Source organism: Ascidiimonas meishanensis, from assembly GCF_037782385.1.
Classification (GTDB): Bacteria; Bacteroidota; Bacteroidia; order Flavobacteriales; family Flavobacteriaceae; genus Ascidiimonas; species Ascidiimonas meishanensis.
The window spans coordinates 384126-404287 of sequence record NZ_JBBEXD010000001.1 but is presented as its reverse complement, the minus strand read 5'-3'; the positions used below and the strand labels follow the sequence as shown (position 1 = coordinate 404287).

The following is a 20162-nucleotide window of genomic DNA, read 5'->3' as shown; positions in this document are numbered from 1 at the left end:
GCTTCATTTTAGTTCAATTGATCTTCTTTTTTCTGTCCCATTTTCATGAGATAGGCTTTTAGAAATTCATCAATACCACCATTCATAACACTGTCTACATTATTAGTCTCATGCGCAGTACGAACATCTTTTACCAATTTATAAGGATGCATAACATAATTTCTAATTTGAGAGCCCCATTCAATCTTCATTTTTCCTGCCTCTATTTCTTCACGTTTTGCTTGCTTTTTCTTAAGCTCTATCTCATATAGTTGAGATTTAAGTAATTGCATTGCCTTGGTTTTATTGTCCAATTGAGATCTCGTCTCAGAATTTTCAATAATAATACCAGTGGGATGGTGTCTTAAACGTACTGCGGTTTCTACCTTGTTTACATTTTGCCCGCCGGCACCACTAGAACGCATGGTTTCAAAAGTAATGTCTGCCGGGTTAATATCAATTTGTATGGTGTCATCAGCTAAAGGATAAACATAAACAGAAGCAAAAGAAGTATGTCTTTTTGCATTGCTGTCAAAGGGAGAGATTCTAACCAGTCTATGTACTCCATTTTCACCTTTAAGGTATCCAAAAGCATATTCTCCGTTTATTTCAATTGTAACGGTTTTAATTCCTGCAACATCTCCTTCTTGAAAGTTAAGTTCTTTGATCTTGTATTTTTGCTTTTCGCACCACATTATATACATCCTCATAAGCATAGACGCCCAATCACAGCTTTCTGTACCTCCGGCACCTGCTGTTATTTGTAAAACAGCACTCATACTATCTGCTTCATCAGAGAGCATATTTTTAAATTCAATACTTTCAAGAAGAGAAGTAAGCTTTTCATAATGCGCACTTACCTCGCTTTCTTCTACCTCTCCTTCTTTATGAAAATCAAGTAAAACCTCAAGTTCTTCTGCAAGATTTTTTGCGGCTGTGTAGTCTTCAACCCACTTCTTTTTACTTTGAAGGGTCTGCATAAATAGTTCGGCTTCTTTTGGATTATTCCAAAAATCAGGGGCAAAAGTTTTTTCTTCTTCGTTTGCTATTTCTATAAGTTTCCCATCAATGTCAAAGATACCTCCTTAACGCACCAAGGCGCTCAAAAAGATCTTTTGTTTGATCTGTAGTAATCATATAATCGGGTTTAATTTTAACAAAAATAGCATTTATGGCAGGGTAGAAAAACTATTTTGTATAAATTTATAAACTTATCTAAAAACATTGCACTATGAAAAAATTAGGGGTTATACTTGCTTTCTTTTATGTAGCTCATTTTCAGGCTCAGTTTGCTATCCAAAAGGATTTTGAAAAGTACAAAGGTTTTTTTGATTTTTATTATGACAAGGAAAATGATAAGATCTATTTGGAGGTAAAGGAACTTGAGAAAGACTTTCTATACGTTTATTCTTTAAGCAACGGAATAGGGAGTAATGATATAGGCTTAGATAGAGGTCAACTTGGAAATGAGCAAGTTGTTCAATTTAAAAAGGCAGGAAATAAATTACTGCTAATTCAACCAAATCTAAAATACAGGGCGTTGACGTCTAATGTTTTAGAAAAGAAATCTGTGGAGCAGGCATTTGCAAGATCTGTACTCTACGGTTTTCCTATCAAAAGCAGTCAAAAAGGAGTGTATATTGTAGATATTACTGATTTTCTTATGGAGGATATGCACGGGGTTTCTAAAAGATTAGCAGAGCGAAAACAAGGTGTTTATAGTTTTGATAAGTCAAAAAGTGCGTTGTGGTTAGAAAGAACCAAAGCATTTCCTGAAAATGTTGAGTTTGAAGCTTTACAGACTTTTAAAGGAGAAGCCAAAGGCATTTATATCAAGGAAGTGGCTCCTAACGCAGGTCTTATTTCTATTGTAGCACATCACTCTTTTATAAAATTACCAGATGATGAATATGAACCAAGAGTCTATGATCCACGAAGTGGTTCCTATCCATTTTCATATTTTGATTATGCTACTCCGGTAAATCAACCCATTGAAAAGAAATTTATTACCAGGCATAGGCTAAAGAAGAAAAACCCTCAAGAAGCTGTAAGTGAGGCCGTAGAGCCCATCATTTATTATTTGGATAATGGTACTCCAGAGCCGGTACGTTCTGCTTTATTAGAAGGCGGAAGATGGTGGAATCAGGCTTTTGAAGCTATTGGTTACAAAAATGCTTTTCAAGTGAAAATGCTTCCTGATGATGTAGACCCTTTAGATGTGCGTTATAACGTTATTCAATGGGTGCACAGATCTACCAGAGGTTGGAGTTATGGAGCTAGTATAACAGACCCAAGAACAGGAGAAATTATCAAGGGACATGTGAGTTTGGGAAGTCTGCGTATAAGACAAGATTTTTTGATTGCGCAAGCATTAATGAATCGCCCTTTTCAAGAGAGTGATTCTAATGATAAAGCAATGTTAGATCTTGCTATTGCACGTATCAGACAGTTATCAGCACACGAAATAGGTCATACTTTGGGGTTTGCTCATAATTTTGCATCCAGTATTAATAACCGCGCTTCTGTAATGGATTATCCACATCCAAAATTTAAGTTACTTGATGGTGTTGTTGATTTTAGTGAAGCGTATGCAACAGGTATCGGAGCATGGGATAAAGTAGCAGTAGCTTATTCTTATCAAGATTTTTCAGATATGAAGGAAGAGAAGAATGCGTTACATGAAATTTTAGAGGCTGCTTCTACAAAAGGTTTGAGGTATATCTCAGATCAAGATGCGCGTCCGGTTGGGAGTGCACATATATATGCCCATCTATGGGATAATGGCACCAATACTGCCGAAGAACTCAATAGAATTTTAAAAGTAAGAGAAGCGGCAATTGCGTATTTTTCAGAAGATAATATTAGAAGTTATGAACCCTTTTCTGTCTTAGAAGATGTATTCGTTCCTCTCTATTTTCTGCACCGGTATCAAACGGAAGCAGCAGTTAAAATAATAGGCGGATTAGATTATAACTATGCAATCAAAGACGGGGGGGCTTTTACCGTAAAACCCGCAGATAATGCACTTCAAAGGGAAGCTTTGGCATCTGTTTTGGAAACACTTGCTTCTAAAACACTTGCTATACCAGCAGACAAGCTTGCCTTGTTTCCTCCAAGAGCATTTGGATACGGCAGAACCCGAGAGTCTTTTAAAGGAAAAACAGGAGTTTCTTTTGATGCCTTAAGCGTGGCAGAAACGGCTAGTAGTTTAGCACTTCAATTTTTATTACATCCACAAAGAGCTTCAAGATTGATCCAGCAACATGCCATGGATGAAAAGATGCTCTCTTTAGAACAAGTGATAGATGAACTTTTAAAAAATACCTTGAAGAAAAAATTATCAGCGGGATATAATGGTGAAATTGAAAAAATAGTTAATTATAATGTGCTTAAGCACATTATGCAGTTAGGAGCAAGCAAACAAACATTACCGCAGGTAGATGCATTAGTTAATTTTGAAATGATGAAATTAAAAACATGGCTAGGCAGTAGGTCTATTGATCCCTATACTACGTTTCTAATAAAAGAAATAGACAAATATTTAGGAAATCCAAAAGCCTATACTTTGCCAAAATCACCAAAAGTTCCAGATGGTTCACCTATAGGGATGGCTTGTTTTGTAAATTAAATTATTATGACCATAAATCTTATTAGCGATACAGTCACTAAACCTACATCAGGCATGTTAGATGCTATGATGCATGCAGAGGTAGGAGACGATGTTTTTAAAGAAGATAGCACTATAAATTTGTTTGAAGCTCGGGTAGCGTCACTTTTCGGGAAAGAGGCGGCCTTGTTTTTTCCTAGTGGTACTATGGCAAATCAAACTGCAATTAAACTACATACGCAACCTGGAGAGCAGCTTATATGCGATAAATATGCACATGTTTATAACTATGAAGGTGGTGGAGTTAGCTTTAATAGCGGAGTTTCCTGCAAACTCGTAGATGGACAAAGAGGAATGATGACTGCCGACCAAGTGGAGACTAGTATAAATCCTCCTGATTTTTACCACAGCCCTTTAACTTCTTTAGTGTGCGTTGAGAATACAACGAACAAAGGAGGAGGAGCCTGCTGGGATTTTCAGGAACTTATAAAAATTAAAAAAGTATGTGATTCGCATGGTTTATCTTATCATTTAGATGGAGCCAGAATATGGAATGCTTTGGTTGCTAAAAAAGAATCGCCAGAACAATATGGAGCTTTATTTGATACAATATCTGTATGCTTTTCTAAAGGTCTGGGTTGTCCAGTGGGATCTGTTTTAGTTGGTACTGAGGCCCATATGAAAAAGGCGCTTAGGGTTCGTAAAGTATTAGGAGGTGGCATGCGTCAGGCTGGTTATTTAGCTGCTGCTGGACTTTTTGCTCTTGACCATCACATTCAAAGGCTTGCAGAAGATCATAAGAAAGCAAAGGAAATAGAAGCTCTTTTACATAAGCTTCCTTTTATTGCCAGTGTAGAACCAGTAGAAACTAATATAATTATTTTCAATCTTACTTCAGAGGTAGATGACGAAGAGTTTATGAGAAGTTTATTAAAAAATAATATTAAAATTATTTCAATGGGACAAGGTAAATTGCGTATAGTAACTCATTTGGATTATACAGACGATATGCACAACTCTTTTTTAGAAATAATGAAAACAATAGAAATAAAAAAAGCATCTTCTAGTTTTTAGGAGATGCTTTTTATCATCAACTGAAATAGCAATAACTAATTGCTATTCTGTAAGATCTTTTATAGTTGCATGGTGTGAATTTGTTTTTACAGATTCGATGCCATTATCCATTCCAGCCTCAGAGGCATACATTTGGCTACTTCCTATAATCTGGCCATTGCCTGCTTTTAAATTAAAATGAAATTTTCCGTTAGCGGCCGTTTTTCTTTCGTATTTGCTCTCGTCATCACAATTTTTTTGAATGGATTCAATACCATTTTTAGCTCCGTTTTTATCTGCGTAGGCCTGACTAGACAAAATAATCTGTCCATTTTTCGCTTTAAGGTTAAAATAAAACTTTTGGTTTTTATCACTTTTAAAGATTTCAAACATATTGTAAAGGTTAATTGTTGATATGTGTTAAAGTTAATAAAAACTAATTAGTTAAAGAATCTATTTAAATAAATCCATTCCGGGAATATTTGGCATTCCATCTTTAGCTACAGCAGCTAATTCTGCTTCTTGAATTTCAGAAGCTTTTTGTATTGCCTTATTTAAGGTAAGTATGAGATAGTCTTCCAATACTTCTTTATCCTCAAGTATTTCAGGATCAATTTCTAACGATTTTATAGTTCGATTTGCGGTAATTACCACTTTTACATGATTGCCACTAGAATTTTCTTCAACCATTACAGTATCTAATCGTTTTTTAGTCGCTTCAATTTTGGCTTGGGTTTCTTTAAGTTTTCCCATCATACCCATCATATCTCCAAACATAATTTTTAATTTTTGGTTTTTACAAAAGTATCAAATTATTAATACAGTCTATATGCAATTGTCTCACGATTCTTTATTGTTCTTCTGTGATTATTTTGTGCTATTTTTGCTACTTAATTTTTAAAACTGCTACATGCTTTTAAACTCAAAAACTTTTCCCAAGGCACAGAAAGAAACCAAGGAATTAGTATTGCATGAAGATATAAGAATAGATAATTATTTTTGGATGAATCAACGTGATTCAAAAGAGGTGCTTACGTATCTTTCTGATGAAAATGAGTATTACGAGCAGGCTACTAGTGCTACTAAAGGTTTTCAGGAAAGTCTTTTTAATGAGATGAAAAGTAGGATAAAAGAAGACGATCAATCTGTTCCTTACAAGTTAAACGGCTATTGGTATCTCACGCGTTATGAAGAAGGAAAAGATTATCCCATCTATGTTAGGAGAAGAGAAAGTCTAGAAGCTCCAGATGAGATTCTATTCAATTGTAATGAGATGGCTGAGGGTTGTAGTTACTTTAATTTAAGAGGAATTAACATTAGTCGTGATAATAAATTAGCTGCATTTGCTACAGATAAAATTAGTAGACGTATTTACACCATTTATATTAAAAATCTTGAGACAGGTGAAATTTATGAAACAGGTATTGCCAATTCTTCTGGAGACAGCACTTGGGCTAATGATAACAAAACTTTGTTTTATGTAGTTAAAGATGATCAAACACTCCGTTCACATGCTATTTTTAAGCATGAACTTGGAACAAATATTACAGAGGATATTTTAGTTTACGAAGAGAAAGATGATACTTTTGATGTATTTGTCTATAAAACAAAATCAAAAAAGTACCTTGTTATTGGCAGTGTTAGTACGCTAACAAGTGAATTCAGAATTCTTGAAGCAGACCAGCCTTCTGGGGATTTTAGAATTTTTCAGGAACGTGTTCGTGGATTGGAGTATAGCATATATCATTTTGAAGAATATTTCTATATTTTAACCAATGCAGATAAAGCTATCAATTTTAAATTGATGAAAGCTCCGGAGCAAAGCACATCAAAAGAACATTGGACAGATGTAATTTCGCATAGAAAAGAAACCTTACTGGAAGATATAGACATCTTTAAAGATTTTCTTGTGATTAGTGAACGAACGAATGGATTAAATCAACTTCGTATTCAAAGATGGGATGGAACAAATGATTATTATTTGCCTTTTGATAATGAAACTTATATGGCCTTTGCCTCTGCCAATCCAGATTTTGATACCAATATTCTAAGATATACGTATACATCTTTAACTACTCCGGTTTCCACCATTGATTTTGACATGATTACTCGGGAAAAAGAGGTGAAAAAAGAACAGGAAGTTCTAGGAGGTAATTTTGATAAAGAAAATTATGTTTCGGAAAGAGTATGGGCTACAGCTCAAGATGGTACAAAAACTCCCATATCTTTAGTGTATAGAAAAGGAATCAATAAAGACGGTTCTAATCCGTTATTACTTTATGGATATGGTTCTTATGGAGCTACAATAGATCCTTATTTCTCATCATCCAGATTGAGTTTATTAGACCGTGGATTTATTTATGCAATTGCACATATAAGGGGTGGTGAATACCTAGGTAGGGAATGGTATGAAAATGGAAAGCTTATGAACAAAATGAATACGTTTACAGACTTCATTGATTGTGCCAAACATTTAATAGGAGAGAAGTATACTTCTCAGAATCATTCGTATGCAATGGGAGGGTCTGCCGGAGGACTTTTAATAGGAGCAGTTGCAAATATGGCACCAGAACTATTTCATGGAATGGTAGCTTCTGTTCCATTTGTAGATGTGGTGACAACCATGTTAGATGACTCTATACCACTTACTACTGGAGAATATGATGAATGGGGAAACCCTAATGAAAAAGATGCTTATTTTTATATGAAATCCTACTCACCATATGATAATGTGAAAGCACAAGACTATCCAAATCTTTTAGTGATAACTGGATATCATGATTCTCAGGTACAATATTGGGAGCCCGCTAAATGGGTTGCTAAACTAAGAGATTTAAAAACTGATCGGAATTTATTGCTTTTCCGAACCAATATGGATGCAGGCCATGGCGGTGCTTCCGGGAGGTTTGAAGGCTTGAAAGAAGTGGCGGAAGAATATGCTTTTTTACTACTTTTGGAGCAGATTCAATCCTAATTAAAAAAAATAATTAAATTTGCAAGGTTTTAATGTGTCCAGAACCTAAATCTGTACTAAGTAATCTATATGGAAAAAAAGATAAAAGCTTATAATAACGTATTAGAACTTATAGGTAATACTCCTCTTATAAAAATTAATAAAATCACTGAAGAGCTCAAAGGAAACTTTTATGCCAAAGTTGAGGCTTTTAATCCCGGACATTCTACAAAAGATAGAATAGCTCTTTATATTATTGAAGAAGCAGAGAGAAAGGGTATTATTAAAACAGGAGACACCATCATTGAAACCACTTCTGGAAATACTGGATTTAGTATTGCAATGGTGAGTATTATTAAAGGGTATGATTGTGTTCTGGCGGTAAGTTCTAAATCTTCTAAGGATAAAATAGATATGTTGCGCTCTATGGGAGCTAAGGTTTTTGTTTGCCCAGCGCATGTAAGTGCAGATGATCCAAGATCTTATTATCAAGTGGCAAAACGCATGCATGAAGAAATTAAAGGGTCTGTTTATATTAACCAGTATTTTAATGAACTCAATATGGATGCTCATTATAAAAGTACAGGACCTGAAATATGGGAACAAACTGCGGGCCAAATAACACACTTCATAGCTTGTAGTGGCACAGGAGGTACAATTTCTGGAACCGCCCGTTTTTTAAAAGAGCAAAACCCTAATATCAGAATTATAGGAGTAGATGCATATGGATCTGTATTAAAAAAATATCACGAAACCAGAGAATTTGATTCAGAAGAGATATATCCATATCGAATAGAAGGTTTAGGTAAGAATTTGATCCCTACGGCTACAGATTTTGATATTATAGACGAATTTATTAAAGTCACCGATGAAGAAAGTGCGCATACGGCTCGTGAGATTTCAAAAACAGAGGGCCTATTTGTAGGGTACACTAGTGGAGCTGTGATTCAAGCGGTTAAACAGCTAGATGCAAATGGAGAGTTTGACGAGGACAGCAATGTGGTAATGATCTTTTCAGATCATGGCTCTCGATATATGAGTAAAATTTATTGTGATAAGTGGATGAGTGATCAAGGCTTTTTTGATAGTAAAAACCCTGAAGAAACGCACAAAATAGAATATATAAAATAGCTAACTAACCAAGCTACTGAAAAGAGGAAGTATGTGTAATTCATCTTCCTCTTTTTTTATTTGTAATTTTCATGAAACACATCTTAAATATTGAAAATATTATGATTAAAGCTTAAAATTAACTAATTTTGCAACTTGTTAAAATTGTAACGTTTTAATACCTCAAACTTAATGATGAAAGATTTATTTGCACGAATCATTGAAAATAAAGGGCCTTTAGGAAAATGGGCATCACATGCTGAAGGTTATTTTGTGTTCCCGAAACTAGAAGGAGCTATTTCAAACCGAATGAAATTTAACGGAAAAGAGGTTATCACCTGGAGTATTAATGACTACCTAGGTTTAGCCAATCATCCAGAGGTTCGTAAAGTAGACGCGGAGGCAGCTGCAGAGAATGGAGCAGCTTATCCTATGGGTGCGAGAATGATGAGTGGACATACAAGTCATCATGAACAATTACAAGACGAGTTGGCTGCCTTTGTTGGAAAGGAGTCTTCTTATCTTCTTAACTTTGGTTATCAAGGAATCATGTCTGCTATTGATGCGCTGGTGAATAAAGACGATGTAATTGTTTACGACGTAGATTCTCACGCTTGTATTATTGATGGTGTGCGCTTGCATATGGGTAAAAGATTTACTTTTATGCATAACGATATAGAAAGTCTTGAAAAAAACCTTGAGAGAGCTGTTAAAATGGCAGACCAAACTGGAGGAGGTATTCTAGTTATTTCCGAAGGAGTTTTTGGAATGAGAGGTGAACAAGGAAAATTGAAAGAAATAGTTGCGCTTAAAGAAAAGTATAAATTTCGTTTATTAGTAGATGATGCTCATGGTTTTGGTACACTTGGTGCCACTGGTGCCGGAGCAGGGGAGGAGCAAGGAGTAATGAATGATATTGATGTATATTTTGCCACCTTTGCAAAATCTATGGCAAGTGTTGGAGCGTTTCTTGCTGGCGATAAAGAAATAATGGATTATTTAAAATATAATTTACGCTCTCAAATGTTCGCTAAGTCTTTACCAATGATTTTTGTAAAAGGAGCATTGAAAAGACTGGAAATGATTAAAACAATGCCTGAACTTAAAGATAAGTTATGGGAAAATGTGAATGCACTTCAAAACGGACTTAAAAAGAGAGGTTTTGATATAGGTACAACTCAAAGTTGTGTTACCCCTGTTTATTTAAATGGGAGCATACCTGAAGCAATGGCGCTGGTAAAAGATTTAAGAGAGAATTATGGCATATTTTGCTCTATTGTGGTCTACCCGGTAATACCTAAAGGGCTCATTTTACTAAGAATGATTCCTACAGCCACACATACACTAGATGATGTAAATGAAACTTTAGAAGCGTTTTCTGCCATTAGAGATCGTCTTGAAAAAGGAGTTTATAAAAGAATGTCCATGGCTGTAGCCGCTGAAATGGAATAAAATATTTTTACAATAACATTAAAAGCCACTGTTTTCTACTATTCCAGTGGCTTTTCTTTTTATAATGTTTTGGCATAAGTACGCCAACGTTTAATAAGCCTTGGATTATAATTCTTCCACATTATTTGCACAGATTGATTTTCCTCAAGCTCAGGGTTTGATTCAACTAGCGTAATTCCTCTTTTGTTATAGTTTTCAATAACTCTTTCAAATATAACAGCTGTTAACCCTTTTCCTTGGTATTCTGGGTCAATCCCAATAAGAAATAGATTACCGTGTTTATTTTTATTTTTGGCGATTAACAAATGTAGAAATCCTAAAGGGTATAATTTTCCATTTGCCTTTTGCAATGCTCTTGCAAAAGAAGGCATAGTAACAGAAAAACCAACCAATCGTTCATTTTTATCTGCTATAAGAGTAATGTAATCTGGATGCAAGAACTTTAAGTATTTTTCTTTGTACATTTCTACTTGATACTGTTGAATGGGTACAAAAGATTGTAATTCTTTAAATGACCTATTCATTAGGTCAAACATTTTGTCTGCATAAGATACCATCTCTTTAGTTGATTTAAAAGACAGTAATGAAAGTTGATACCTGTCTAAAACAAGTTTAGAAAACTTTTTCACTTTTGGAGGTACAGGTTTTGGGACATCAATTTCATACTCTACCCAATTTGCTCCTTGATTAAAGCCCAAGGCTTCCATATGTTTAGGATAATAATCATAATTGTAGAGGGTAGTCATATTATTCAAACGATCAAACCCTAATACTAACATTCCTGCCTTGTCCATATTAGAAAACCCTACAGGGCCATCAATAAATGCCAACTCTTTTTGTATACCTAATTCAATAATTTTATCAAAAAGAGCCCTGCTTACTTCTAAATCATCTATTACATCAAACCACCCAAACCTTAGTTTTTTTTTTTGTAGGGTTTTTACTTCCAGCCAATTAATAATAGCTGCGATGCGTCCAACAATCTTTCCATCTTTATAGGCTAGAAATAAGTGTGCTTCGGCATCTTTGTAAATAGGGTTTTTTTCTTTATCAAAGATGGCTTTCTCATCTTTAATGATAGGAGGTATCCAATAAGGTGAATTTTTGTAAAGAGAAAATTGGAATTTTACAAATGCATCAAGGTCTTTTTTATCTGAAACTTCTTTAATTGTAACCATAAAATTCTAAATTCCTTTATTTTCTTCAAAAATAGGGTCTTTATCGTTTTTATTCTCTTTTTTCTTTTTCTTTTTTGCCTTTTTCTTCTTTCCAAGCTTTACTTTTTTAATCCCCTTGTCAATACGTTTTAGTTCGTCTTTATGGTAGTCAAGGCGGTAAGAAACACCAATGGCTCCAAAAAGACGAGAAGGAGTAGTTTTTGTGCTGGCACCAATACTGGCATCCAATTGAAACTGTTTACTAAAAAGACGCGCCGCACCCGCTCTAAAAATAAAATCTGAATAGAAATCGCTATTAATACCCTGATTTTCAACAAAAATAGACCATTTTGGATTTCTGAGCGTATGTGTAAGTGTTAATACATAACTTAGGCTGGGATTATCTGTAGTAAACTTGTCATACCAAATATTAGAAACTAATACCCACCTTTCTGCAAAATGACTTTGTGCGAAGATTCCAATTTTTGGACTTATGGAGCTTTCATTAGGTAAGAATGGATTATCAGAGAAAATTATATTAGCTCCTGCATAAATGGCAATTGCAGGAACTAGATCGCTCCATTTAAAAGAGTTATTCGCCTTCCAGCTATATAAGTTAGGTTTTTCCTCTCCTTTATTTTTCCAGGGGTCGTAAATTAAGTATTTTAAGCCTATTGTATTTTGCAAAAAATCACTTTGTTTGAATTCTCTAGGTGGACTGAATATGTTACGGGTTAGATTTTCAAAAGCGTATGAACCATCCCAAATAATCTCCAATTGTTCAAAAAATAATCCATATCTAAAAGCAAAATCAATTCCAAATCTACCAGATTCTGTAAGCAAGCCATCATGTTTACGCCTTTCCATGTTTATACCAAACTCTCCTTGAATAACACTTTTTCCCACAGAAAAAGCACTCATTGATACCCCAGGCCGATTGGAGTTAATGACTTCTGTATATTGGGAATTTACAGTATTTAAAAACCAAAAAAGCACTAACAGTAGTGTGATAGGTAGATTTTTCATGAGTTGAGGTTTTGATCAAATATAGCAGATTTTATCATTTTTTAAGAGTTTTACCTAATTTTTAAAACTCAAGTGTCGTATTTTTGAATTCTACTAAAAAAGGTATTACATGCAATTACTAAGAACTATATTAATCATTGTTTTAGTATATTATGTCCTTAAAATTCTTGCAAGAATTTTTGGGCCCTCTCTTTTTAAGTATGCCAGTAAGAAAGCTGAAAAGCGTTTCAATGAGCAATTTAACAAGCAGCAACAGTATCGAAATCAGAATGTTAATGAAGGAGAAGTTACTATAGAAAAAAAACCTTCAACAAAATCTAAATCAGCTAACAAACTAGGCGAATACATAGATTTCGAAGAAATTGATGATACTAACAAAGCATAAATGAAAGAAAAATTCACAAAACTTCTGCCACATCTTGCGGTAGTTTTTCTTTTTGGGATCGTAGCACTTATTTATTTTCATCCCGTACTACAAGGAAAACAAATATATCAAAGTGATATTGTTCAATATATAGGAATGGCAAAAGAACAGAATGACTTTCGCCGTGACACAGGTAAAGAACCTTACTGGACTAATAGTGCGTTTGGGGGAATGCCCACCTATCAACTGGGAGCTAATTATCCACATAATTATGTTAAAAAATTAGATAAACTTATTCGTTTTTTACCCAGACCCGCTGATTATCTTTTTCTTTATTTTGTTGGAATTTATATTTTGTTATTAGTCCTTAAAATCGATTACAAAATAGCTTTTATAGGGGCTCTAGCATTTGGTTTTTCTACGTACCTTATTATTATACTAGGTGTGGGACATAATGCAAAGGCACATGCAATAGGTTATTTCCCTCTAGTGATTTCAGGAATATTACTTGCATTTCGCAAAAAATATATTTGGGGTTTTCTTTTAACTGCTTTGGCCATGGCGTTAGAGTTAAATGCAAACCATTTTCAAATGACCTATTATTTGATGCTTTTGGTGGGTATTCTAGGGGTAGTGTACCTCATCTACTTTTTTAAACAAAAACAACTATTGCATTTTGCTAAGGCTAGCGGAATACTACTTATTGCAGTAGGGTTGTCTATTATTTTAAATGCAACAGGTCTCATGGCAACAAAGGAGTATGCTGAATGGAGTACCAGAGGCATTAGCGAGCTTACTAAAGATCCCGATGGGAATCCTAAAGTAAGTAGTAACGGACTTTCTAAAGATTATATTACAGAATATAGCTATGGAATTTCAGAATCACTTAATCTTTTTGTGCCAAGGCTTTTTGGTGGAGGAAATAGTGAAAATCTAGGGGAAGATTCTCATACATATCAATTTATGGTTAAACAAGGATACCCTAGTGCTAAAGCTAAAGAATTTTCAGAAAATCTACCTACCTATTGGGGAGATCAGCCTATAGTGGCTGCTCCTGCCTATATTGGAGCTGTAGTTTTATTTCTTTTTGTTTTAGGATTATTTTTTGTGAAAGGAAAACACAAATGGTGGTTAGTTACAGGTGTGATTGTATCCTTAATTTTATCATGGGGTAAGAACTTTAGTATGCTTACCGATTTTATGATTGAATCCATACCACTTTATAATAAATTTCGTGCCGTTTCTTCCATACAAGTTATTTTAGAGTTGTGCGTGCCTATACTTGCCTCTATAGCGCTGTACCAATTTATCAAGAGTGAAGACACGAAGAAAAAACAAAAAGCGATAAAATATGCCTCACTAGTACTTTTAGGCTTAGGAGCCGTTCTTTTCTTCTTTTCAGGAAGCTTTAGTTTTGAAGGAATTAACGATGCCTATTATAGAAAAGCCTATTTTGGAGATGCTATAATGGACACTATTGTGAAAGATAGGAAAGCTATTTTTAATGCAGATATTTTTAGGTCTGTAATCTATGTTCTTTTAACAGCAATAGTACTTTTTGCTATGACGAAGCAAAAAATAAAAATTAATACAGCTTTGGTACTAATTGCGGTATTGATACTTGCAGATCTTACAGGAGTGGCGAGACGATACGTTAACAATGATGATTTTGTTCAAGCTCGCAAAATGGAAAAACCATTTTCTACTAACCCAGCAGACCAGCAAATATTGAAGGACAACACTGTATTCAGAGTTTATGATCCATCTGACGGGATGGCTGGTGCAAGGGCTGCTTATTACCATAAAAGTATTGGAGGATATCATGCTGCAAAACCTAGAAGGTTTCAGGAATTGTATGATTATCAGATTTCTAAAAACAATATTTCCATATTTAACATGCTCAACGTTAAGTATATTATACAGCAAGATGAAAATGGAAAAAAATATGCGGGTAAAAATCCTTTTGTCAATGGGAACGCATGGTTCGTGAATACTATTGTCAAGACTAAAAATCCAGATGAATCTATTCAGGCATTGAGTACGTTGGAATCAGCAACAGAGGTAGTTTTACAACAAGATGAAGTTTCTGAAGAGATTTTAAATACAGTTTTAGTGAAAGATTCTACTGCGAGTATTAGTTTAACAAACTATCAGCCAAATAAATTGGTTTATGAGTCTAATTCTAAGAATAAAGGCATAGCTGTTTTTTCAGAAATGTATTATCCCTACGGATGGAATGCATATATGGATGGAGAATTAACCAATCATTTTAGGGTGAATTATGTTTTAAGAGCGATGTTAGTTCCCGCAGGGAAACATACTATTGAGTTCAAGTTTGAGCCAAAAGTTGTGCATATAGGGAGTGGGATTACACTTGCCGGAACACTGATTTTTGTGCTGTTATTTCTAGGAGGTATCTATTATGAGTTTAGCTACAAAAGAAAAGAAATTGTTGTTGTAGACAGTAAATGAATAAAAGAAAAGTATTGATTATCACTTATTACTGGCCACCTGCCGGTGGGCCGGGTGTTCAACGATGGCTTAAATTTGTAAAATATCTTAGGGATTTTGATATTGAACCGGTAGTTTATATTCCCGAAAACCCTTCATATCCTTTTAAAGACGAAGAGCTGTTAAAAGAAGTGATAGATGACCTAGAGGTTATTAGAAAACCCATTTTTGAACCCTATAGAATTGCACGTATTCTTGGAGGTAATAAGGTATCTAAAATTAGTAAAGGAATTATTCCTGATAAAAAACAATCTGCCATAGAAAAATTACTATTGTGGATTCGTGGCAACTTTTTTATTCCGGATGCCCGTAAATATTGGGTAAAACCTTCTGTTTTACATCTTAAAAATGTCATCAAAGAGAGCGATATTAATACCGTAATCACTACTGGACCTCCACATAGTTTACATCTTATTGGGTGCAAATTGAAACAACTTTGCCCAGAATTAAAATGGATTTCCGATTTTAGAGATCCTTGGACTACCATTGGATACCATTCTAAATTAAAATTAACAGACTACTCAGCCAGACGCCATAAAAAACTTGAGCGAATGGTACTTACTAAAGCAGATATAATTACGGTTACCAGTCTAACTACCAAAACTCTTTTTGAAACGATTACAGATAGGCCTATTCATGTGATCACAAATGGGTATGACATGGAGTTAGCTGAAACATCTTTAAATCCTAAGAAGTTTTCTTTAGCGCATATTGGCTCACTTTTAACCGGAAGAAATCCAGAAATTTTGTGGGCAGTACTAAAAGAACTTTTAAATGAACAGCAAGACTTTGCAAAAGATTTTGAACTTGTCTTAGCGGGGGTGCTAAGTGAAGAAGTTTTGCGTAAAATTTATGCTTATGATTTAAAAAAATACACAAAACTTCTGGGCTATATTTCTCATCAAGAAGTATTAGAACTTCAGAAAAATTCAGCAGTTTTATTATTATTAGAAATTAACAGTGAGTACAATAAGTGTATTATTCCTGGTAAATTATTTGAATACATGGTTTCACAACGCCCTATCATAGCTATTGGCCCTGAGTCTTGGGATGTTGTTCCTATTATTGCTAAAACCAACACAGGAATTGGGTTTAATTATACCCAGAAAAAAGAATTAAAAGAAAAGATAGTATCTTACTACCTTGATTTTAAAAGAGGTGAATTAAAAACCCAACCAATAAAATTGAAAGACTACCACCGTAAATCATTAACCAAACAATTAGCAAAGCTTATTAAAAGTATGTAATGGGGATAATTGCCAGACAATCTATTAGAAATCTCATAAGCAGTTACGCTGGATTTTTTTTTGGAGCTATTAACACTCTTTTACTGTATCCCTATTTTTTAACAGATGCATATTTTGGGCTTATAGGATTTTTACTTTCTACAGCTAATATCATGATGCCATTACTAGCTTTTGGAGTACCCAATACATTGGTTAAATTTTTCTCTTCTTATAAAACAGATTTGGAAAAGGGTAAGTTTACTTTTTTAATGCTTTTTCTTCCATTATGTATTGTGGTTCCTATAGGAATTATTGGCGTAATATCGTATCAAGAGATAGGAAACTTACTTTCTGCAAAAAATGAAATTATAGAGGGATATATCTGGATTATTTATGTAATTGCTATTGCTATGGCTTATTTTGAAGTATTTTATGCTTGGGCAAAGATTCATATGAAATCTGTATTCGGAAATTTTTTAAAAGAAGTATTTCATAGAGTAGTGATAATGATTTTATTATTAGCCATACATTTTAATTTGATCTCTATGCACAATTTTATTACTGCAATAGCTATCATGTATTTAGTTAGAACAATTTTGATGATGTTTAATGCCTTTAGCATTCAAAAACCAATCCTGTGTTTCAACCTTCCAGATAATTATCGGAAGGTATTAAGTTATTCAGGATTAATTATCCTTGCAGGATCTGTAGCCGTAATTTTGTTGGATATAGATAAGTTTATGTTAGGCCAATATATTGCTATAGAAAATATAGCTTTTTATAATGTGGCAATTTTTATTGCGATGGTTATTATAGTTCCGTCAAGAGCAATGCATCAAATTACATACCCTATTACCGCAGCGTTAATGAATAATAATAACAAACAAGGTCTCGCTGATCTTTATAAGCGTAGTTCTTTAACATTGTTCGTGGTATCTGGATTGTTGTTTTTATTAATTACTTTAAATATCAAGCAATTATATTTTATTCTTCCACCTCAGTATAGTCAAGGATTATGGGTAGTGCTTTTTATTTCAATCGCTAAACTTTCCGACAGTATTATAGGCAATAACAATTCTATTATTTTCAATTCAGATTACTACCGAATGATGTTATTATTTGGTGTTTTTTTGGCAATTATCACCATATTTCTAAATATGATTTTTATTCCGTTGTGGGGAATCAATGGATCTGCGTTTGCAACACTTTTAGCATTTCTGTGCTATAATGGAGTTAAAATATGGTTCGTTCATCATAAATTTAAAATACACCCTTTTTCTAGAGCCACTCTTAAAATTCTGGTAATTGTAATATCATTTATTCTTTTGTTTTTTCTATGGGATTTTAACTTTCATCCAATATTGAACATCGTATTGAAATCAGTTTTAATAGGAGCGGGGTATCTATTTTTAATCTTAAAACTTTCTATTTCAGAAGATATATCTGGGATCATTAGAAAATATATAAAGTAGAAATCCGCAGTATAGTTAAACTATTACTGCGGACTTCAATTTAAACCAACCAACCAATTTTTAACTTCTTCCTCTTCTTCGGTTAACCGAAGCTCTGTTTGAACTATTGCTTCTGGAAGTTCCTACAGACTTTTTAGAACTATTTCTCTTTACCGAACTATTTCTAGGTTTACTAGTATTATTTCGTGTGATATTATTTTTTCTTGACGGCGTGCTAGCCTTGTAATTTTTAGATTTTGTATTATTTCTATTTACATTACTTTTTCTTTGTGGAGCGTTTCTAACAGTATTTCTATTAGTAACACCTTGTCTTTTTACATTCTGATTACGACGAGAGGTATTTGAATAATTATTTTGATTTTTTGAGCTTCTCGCAATCTTTCCATTACTTCTTCTATCCGTATCATTTCTTCTGGTAATGGTTCTATTTCTACTAATAGATCCATTACGATTATTTTCATTACTTCTAGTGGTACTTCTGGTATTTCTTCTTACCTCCCCGTTGTTTCTGGTTGTACTGGTATTTCTTCTATTGTAATTTTCAGTACGACTGCCTTGAGAGTTTCTTCGAACTGTTCCGTTATTTCTAGCTACGTTATCTCTTCTGTTGTAATTTTCAGTACGACTACCTTGAGAGTTTCTTCGAACTGTTCCATTGTTTCTAGCTACATTATCTCTTCTGTTACCATTTCTTACCGCATTGTTTCTGGTATTTACTCTATTGTTTCTTGCAATCGTATTACGACGTCCGTTCACTCTATAATCTCTCCTTGTAACTCTTCTGTCATTTCTATAGATGTTTTGTCTTCTATTACTTGATTTGTAATGATATGGTCTACCTACATCTACATAGCGTCTTCTCAGGTTATTTCTATACGGACGGTAAAAAGAGTATCTAACTGGCTGATAGTACCTTCTGTAAGGTCTCGTATTGATTATACAAAAATTAGCTGCGGGTCTAGCAAACCATCTGTGAAAAGGTCGGTAAACATATGCTCTGTTATAGATATTGATAAATCCATTGAATCTTGCAAATCCACCATAGTTATTATAGAAGATATTAAGACCACCTACGCGGTTCAGTCGTCCCCCATTATAATCAATATTTACAGATCCTATTTGATTAACTCTTCCATAAAAATCATAGAAAATAGGAATATTTTCAATCTGGATTACAGCTCCATAGTCATCATACTGAACGTACGCATCATAATTATAACCTGAGTTAAAACTAAGATTAACATTACCTAAATTAACATTGGCGTTTACAAAGGAGCCTCCATCTGCATAAAAGTCAAACTGTCCATCTGGGAAAACAGAAAATGAAATTCCATCTTCTACAAATATGACTGAATTTTGATAGCCAAAATATCTTGAGTTCAGTGCCTTTTCTGATCCTTCAGCTTGCGCTGAAAATACGCCTAAACTAAGGGTGAATAAAAGGATAAATAAATTTTTCATAATCTGAGTTTTAAATTAAACAATCGCTTTTGGCTGATCTATTATACATATATCAAATGGCGTGCCAAAAATTAAAATCTTATTAGAATAAGAAGAAAACCCTGCTTTATTTCTGTTTAAAGAATTATAAAGCAGGGTTTTTAACTAACCAACCAAAAAATCAAACTTAATTATATTAATATCTATTTCTTCTATAAGTATATGTGTAGTTATTATTACTGTGTACCGCACCATAACGATGAATTAGCCGTCCATTTCTAGTAAATCTCACATCTAGTCCTCCAACTTGATTTAAAACGCCTCTTCTTCCGTAGTTCATATATACCGAACCCACTCTAAAGACCCTACCAAATTGATCATAGTTAATGGAAACATTTCTTATTCTTTTCACTCTTCCATTTCTATCAAATCTTATTGGTGCTTTTCTATAAGGTCTGTTTACCTTATTTGCAATTCTTCCAGGAGTTCTTAATATAACAGAAGAAGAACCTCTTCTTGTGTAGACAGGTCGAATGAGTCTATATTCAAATTCACCATTAGGAAAAATGAAAAACTTTATACCTCGTTCTACAAACTTAATAGGCTGTGCATTGCGATAGCGTTTTGTAAACCCATCTTTTGTAGTCAATACGTTTGTACTTACATGATTGGCAAACGTTACCATTCCAGTTAGCAACAAAATTGTTGTTAAGAGTTGAATTCTTTTCATAATTATCGAATTTTGGGTTATGCCTACTCTTAAGCTTTTCGGCATTCGCTATTATGATTATTACTTTTCAAACAGCGTGCCA

General features: G+C 33.9%; 16 protein-coding genes. 9 read left to right on the top strand and 7 right to left on the bottom strand.

All coding sequences use genetic code 11. The features are described 5' to 3' along the window. Nucleotides 1–8: 8 nt before the first annotated feature. Nucleotides 9–1116, bottom strand: a protein-coding gene (gene prfB / locus WBG07_RS01670) for a peptide chain release factor 2 (protein WP_340198744.1) whose coding sequence is annotated in 2 segments (ribosomal slippage) — nucleotides 9–1052 and nucleotides 1054–1116 — 1107 coding nt in all. Because the reading frame shifts where the segments join, the coding sequence is not laid out codon by codon here. Between the two features lie 94 nt (nucleotides 1117–1210). Between prfB and WBG07_RS01665 the strand changes: the two genes are divergently transcribed. Beyond that, nucleotides 1211–3607 carry a zinc-dependent metalloprotease gene (locus tag WBG07_RS01665; RefSeq protein WP_340198743.1) on the top strand — a complete coding sequence of 799 codons (2397 nt, stop codon included), beginning with the start codon at nucleotides 1211–1213 and terminating at the stop codon, nucleotides 3605–3607. A 6-nt stretch (nucleotides 3608–3613) separates the two neighbouring features. Continuing rightward, nucleotides 3614–4660: a threonine aldolase family protein gene (locus tag WBG07_RS01660; protein ID WP_340198742.1), complete on the top strand. Its 1047-nt coding sequence runs from the start codon at nucleotides 3614–3616 to the stop codon at nucleotides 4658–4660. Nucleotides 4661–4702: 42 nt separating this feature from the next. Here WBG07_RS01660 and WBG07_RS01655 read toward each other — a convergent pair whose 3' ends face one another. Continuing rightward, nucleotides 4703–5032 (bottom strand): YegP family protein, encoded by a 330-nt coding sequence (locus WBG07_RS01655; RefSeq protein WP_340198741.1) that lies wholly within the window; start codon nucleotides 5030–5032, stop codon nucleotides 4703–4705. Between the two features lie 60 nt (nucleotides 5033–5092). Continuing rightward, complete coding sequence (locus WBG07_RS01650) at nucleotides 5093–5416, bottom strand: YbaB/EbfC family nucleoid-associated protein (protein WP_340198740.1); 324 nt, start codon at nucleotides 5414–5416, stop codon at nucleotides 5093–5095. Nucleotides 5417–5549: 133 nt separating this feature from the next. On the opposite strand from WBG07_RS01650, the gene WBG07_RS01645 reads away from it, so the two are divergent. The 3 genes from WBG07_RS01645 to WBG07_RS01635 all read left to right on the top strand — a co-directional run bounded on the left by WBG07_RS01645 (nucleotide 5550) and on the right by WBG07_RS01635 (nucleotide 10154). Further along, nucleotides 5550–7613 carry a S9 family peptidase gene (locus WBG07_RS01645; protein WP_340198739.1) on the top strand — a complete coding sequence of 688 codons (2064 nt, stop codon included), beginning with the start codon at nucleotides 5550–5552 and terminating at the stop codon, nucleotides 7611–7613. Between the two features lie 69 nt (nucleotides 7614–7682). Beyond that, nucleotides 7683–8723: a PLP-dependent cysteine synthase family protein gene (locus tag WBG07_RS01640; RefSeq protein ID WP_340198738.1), complete on the top strand. Its 1041-nt coding sequence runs from the start codon at nucleotides 7683–7685 to the stop codon at nucleotides 8721–8723. Between the two features lie 174 nt (nucleotides 8724–8897). Further along, nucleotides 8898–10154, top strand: a complete 1257-nt coding sequence (locus WBG07_RS01635) for an aminotransferase class I/II-fold pyridoxal phosphate-dependent enzyme (protein ID WP_340199316.1) — start codon at nucleotides 8898–8900, stop codon at nucleotides 10152–10154. A gap of 59 nt (nucleotides 10155–10213) precedes the next feature. Here the strand turns inward: WBG07_RS01635 and WBG07_RS01630 are convergent, their stop codons facing one another. Continuing rightward, nucleotides 10214–11332: a GNAT family N-acetyltransferase gene (locus WBG07_RS01630; RefSeq protein ID WP_340198737.1), complete on the bottom strand. Its 1119-nt coding sequence runs from the start codon at nucleotides 11330–11332 to the stop codon at nucleotides 10214–10216. 6 nt (nucleotides 11333–11338) lie between these two features. Beyond that, a complete protein-coding gene (locus WBG07_RS01625; protein ID WP_340198736.1) occupies nucleotides 11339–12337 on the bottom strand; it encodes a transporter in 999 nt (332 codons plus the stop codon). A 109-nt stretch (nucleotides 12338–12446) separates the two neighbouring features. Here WBG07_RS01625 and WBG07_RS01620 point away from each other — a divergent pair, with 109 nt between their 5' ends. Genes WBG07_RS01620 through WBG07_RS01605 form a run of 4 tightly spaced genes read left to right on the top strand, consistent with a single transcriptional unit; the run spans nucleotide 12447 to nucleotide 17910 of the window. Further along, nucleotides 12447–12722, top strand: coding sequence for a DUF4834 family protein (locus WBG07_RS01620; RefSeq protein WP_340198735.1), 276 nt, complete (start codon nucleotides 12447–12449; stop codon nucleotides 12720–12722). After that, nucleotides 12723–15173 (top strand): YfhO family protein, encoded by a 2451-nt coding sequence (locus WBG07_RS01615; protein WP_340198734.1) that lies wholly within the window; start codon nucleotides 12723–12725, stop codon nucleotides 15171–15173. Beyond that, nucleotides 15170–16459, top strand: a complete 1290-nt coding sequence (locus tag WBG07_RS01610) for a glycosyltransferase family 4 protein (protein ID WP_340198733.1) — start codon at nucleotides 15170–15172, stop codon at nucleotides 16457–16459. Before WBG07_RS01615 ends, WBG07_RS01610 begins: the two co-directional genes overlap by 4 nt. Continuing rightward, on the top strand, nucleotides 16459–17910 hold the full coding sequence (locus WBG07_RS01605; protein ID WP_340198732.1) for a lipopolysaccharide biosynthesis protein: 1452 nt from the start codon (nucleotides 16459–16461) through the stop codon (nucleotides 17908–17910). The genes WBG07_RS01610 and WBG07_RS01605 overlap by 1 nt, the downstream gene beginning before the upstream one ends. A gap of 60 nt (nucleotides 17911–17970) precedes the next feature. On the opposite strand, the gene WBG07_RS01600 is transcribed toward WBG07_RS01605, so the two are convergent. Together WBG07_RS01600 and WBG07_RS01595 are read right to left on the bottom strand one after the other, a co-directional pair. After that, nucleotides 17971–19371 carry a hypothetical protein gene (locus WBG07_RS01600; RefSeq protein ID WP_340198731.1) on the bottom strand — a complete coding sequence of 467 codons (1401 nt, stop codon included), beginning with the start codon at nucleotides 19369–19371 and terminating at the stop codon, nucleotides 17971–17973. 175 nt (nucleotides 19372–19546) lie between these two features. Then, a complete protein-coding gene (locus WBG07_RS01595) occupies nucleotides 19547–20080 on the bottom strand; it encodes a hypothetical protein (RefSeq protein WP_340198730.1) in 534 nt (177 codons plus the stop codon). Nucleotides 20081–20162 lie beyond the last annotated feature (82 nt).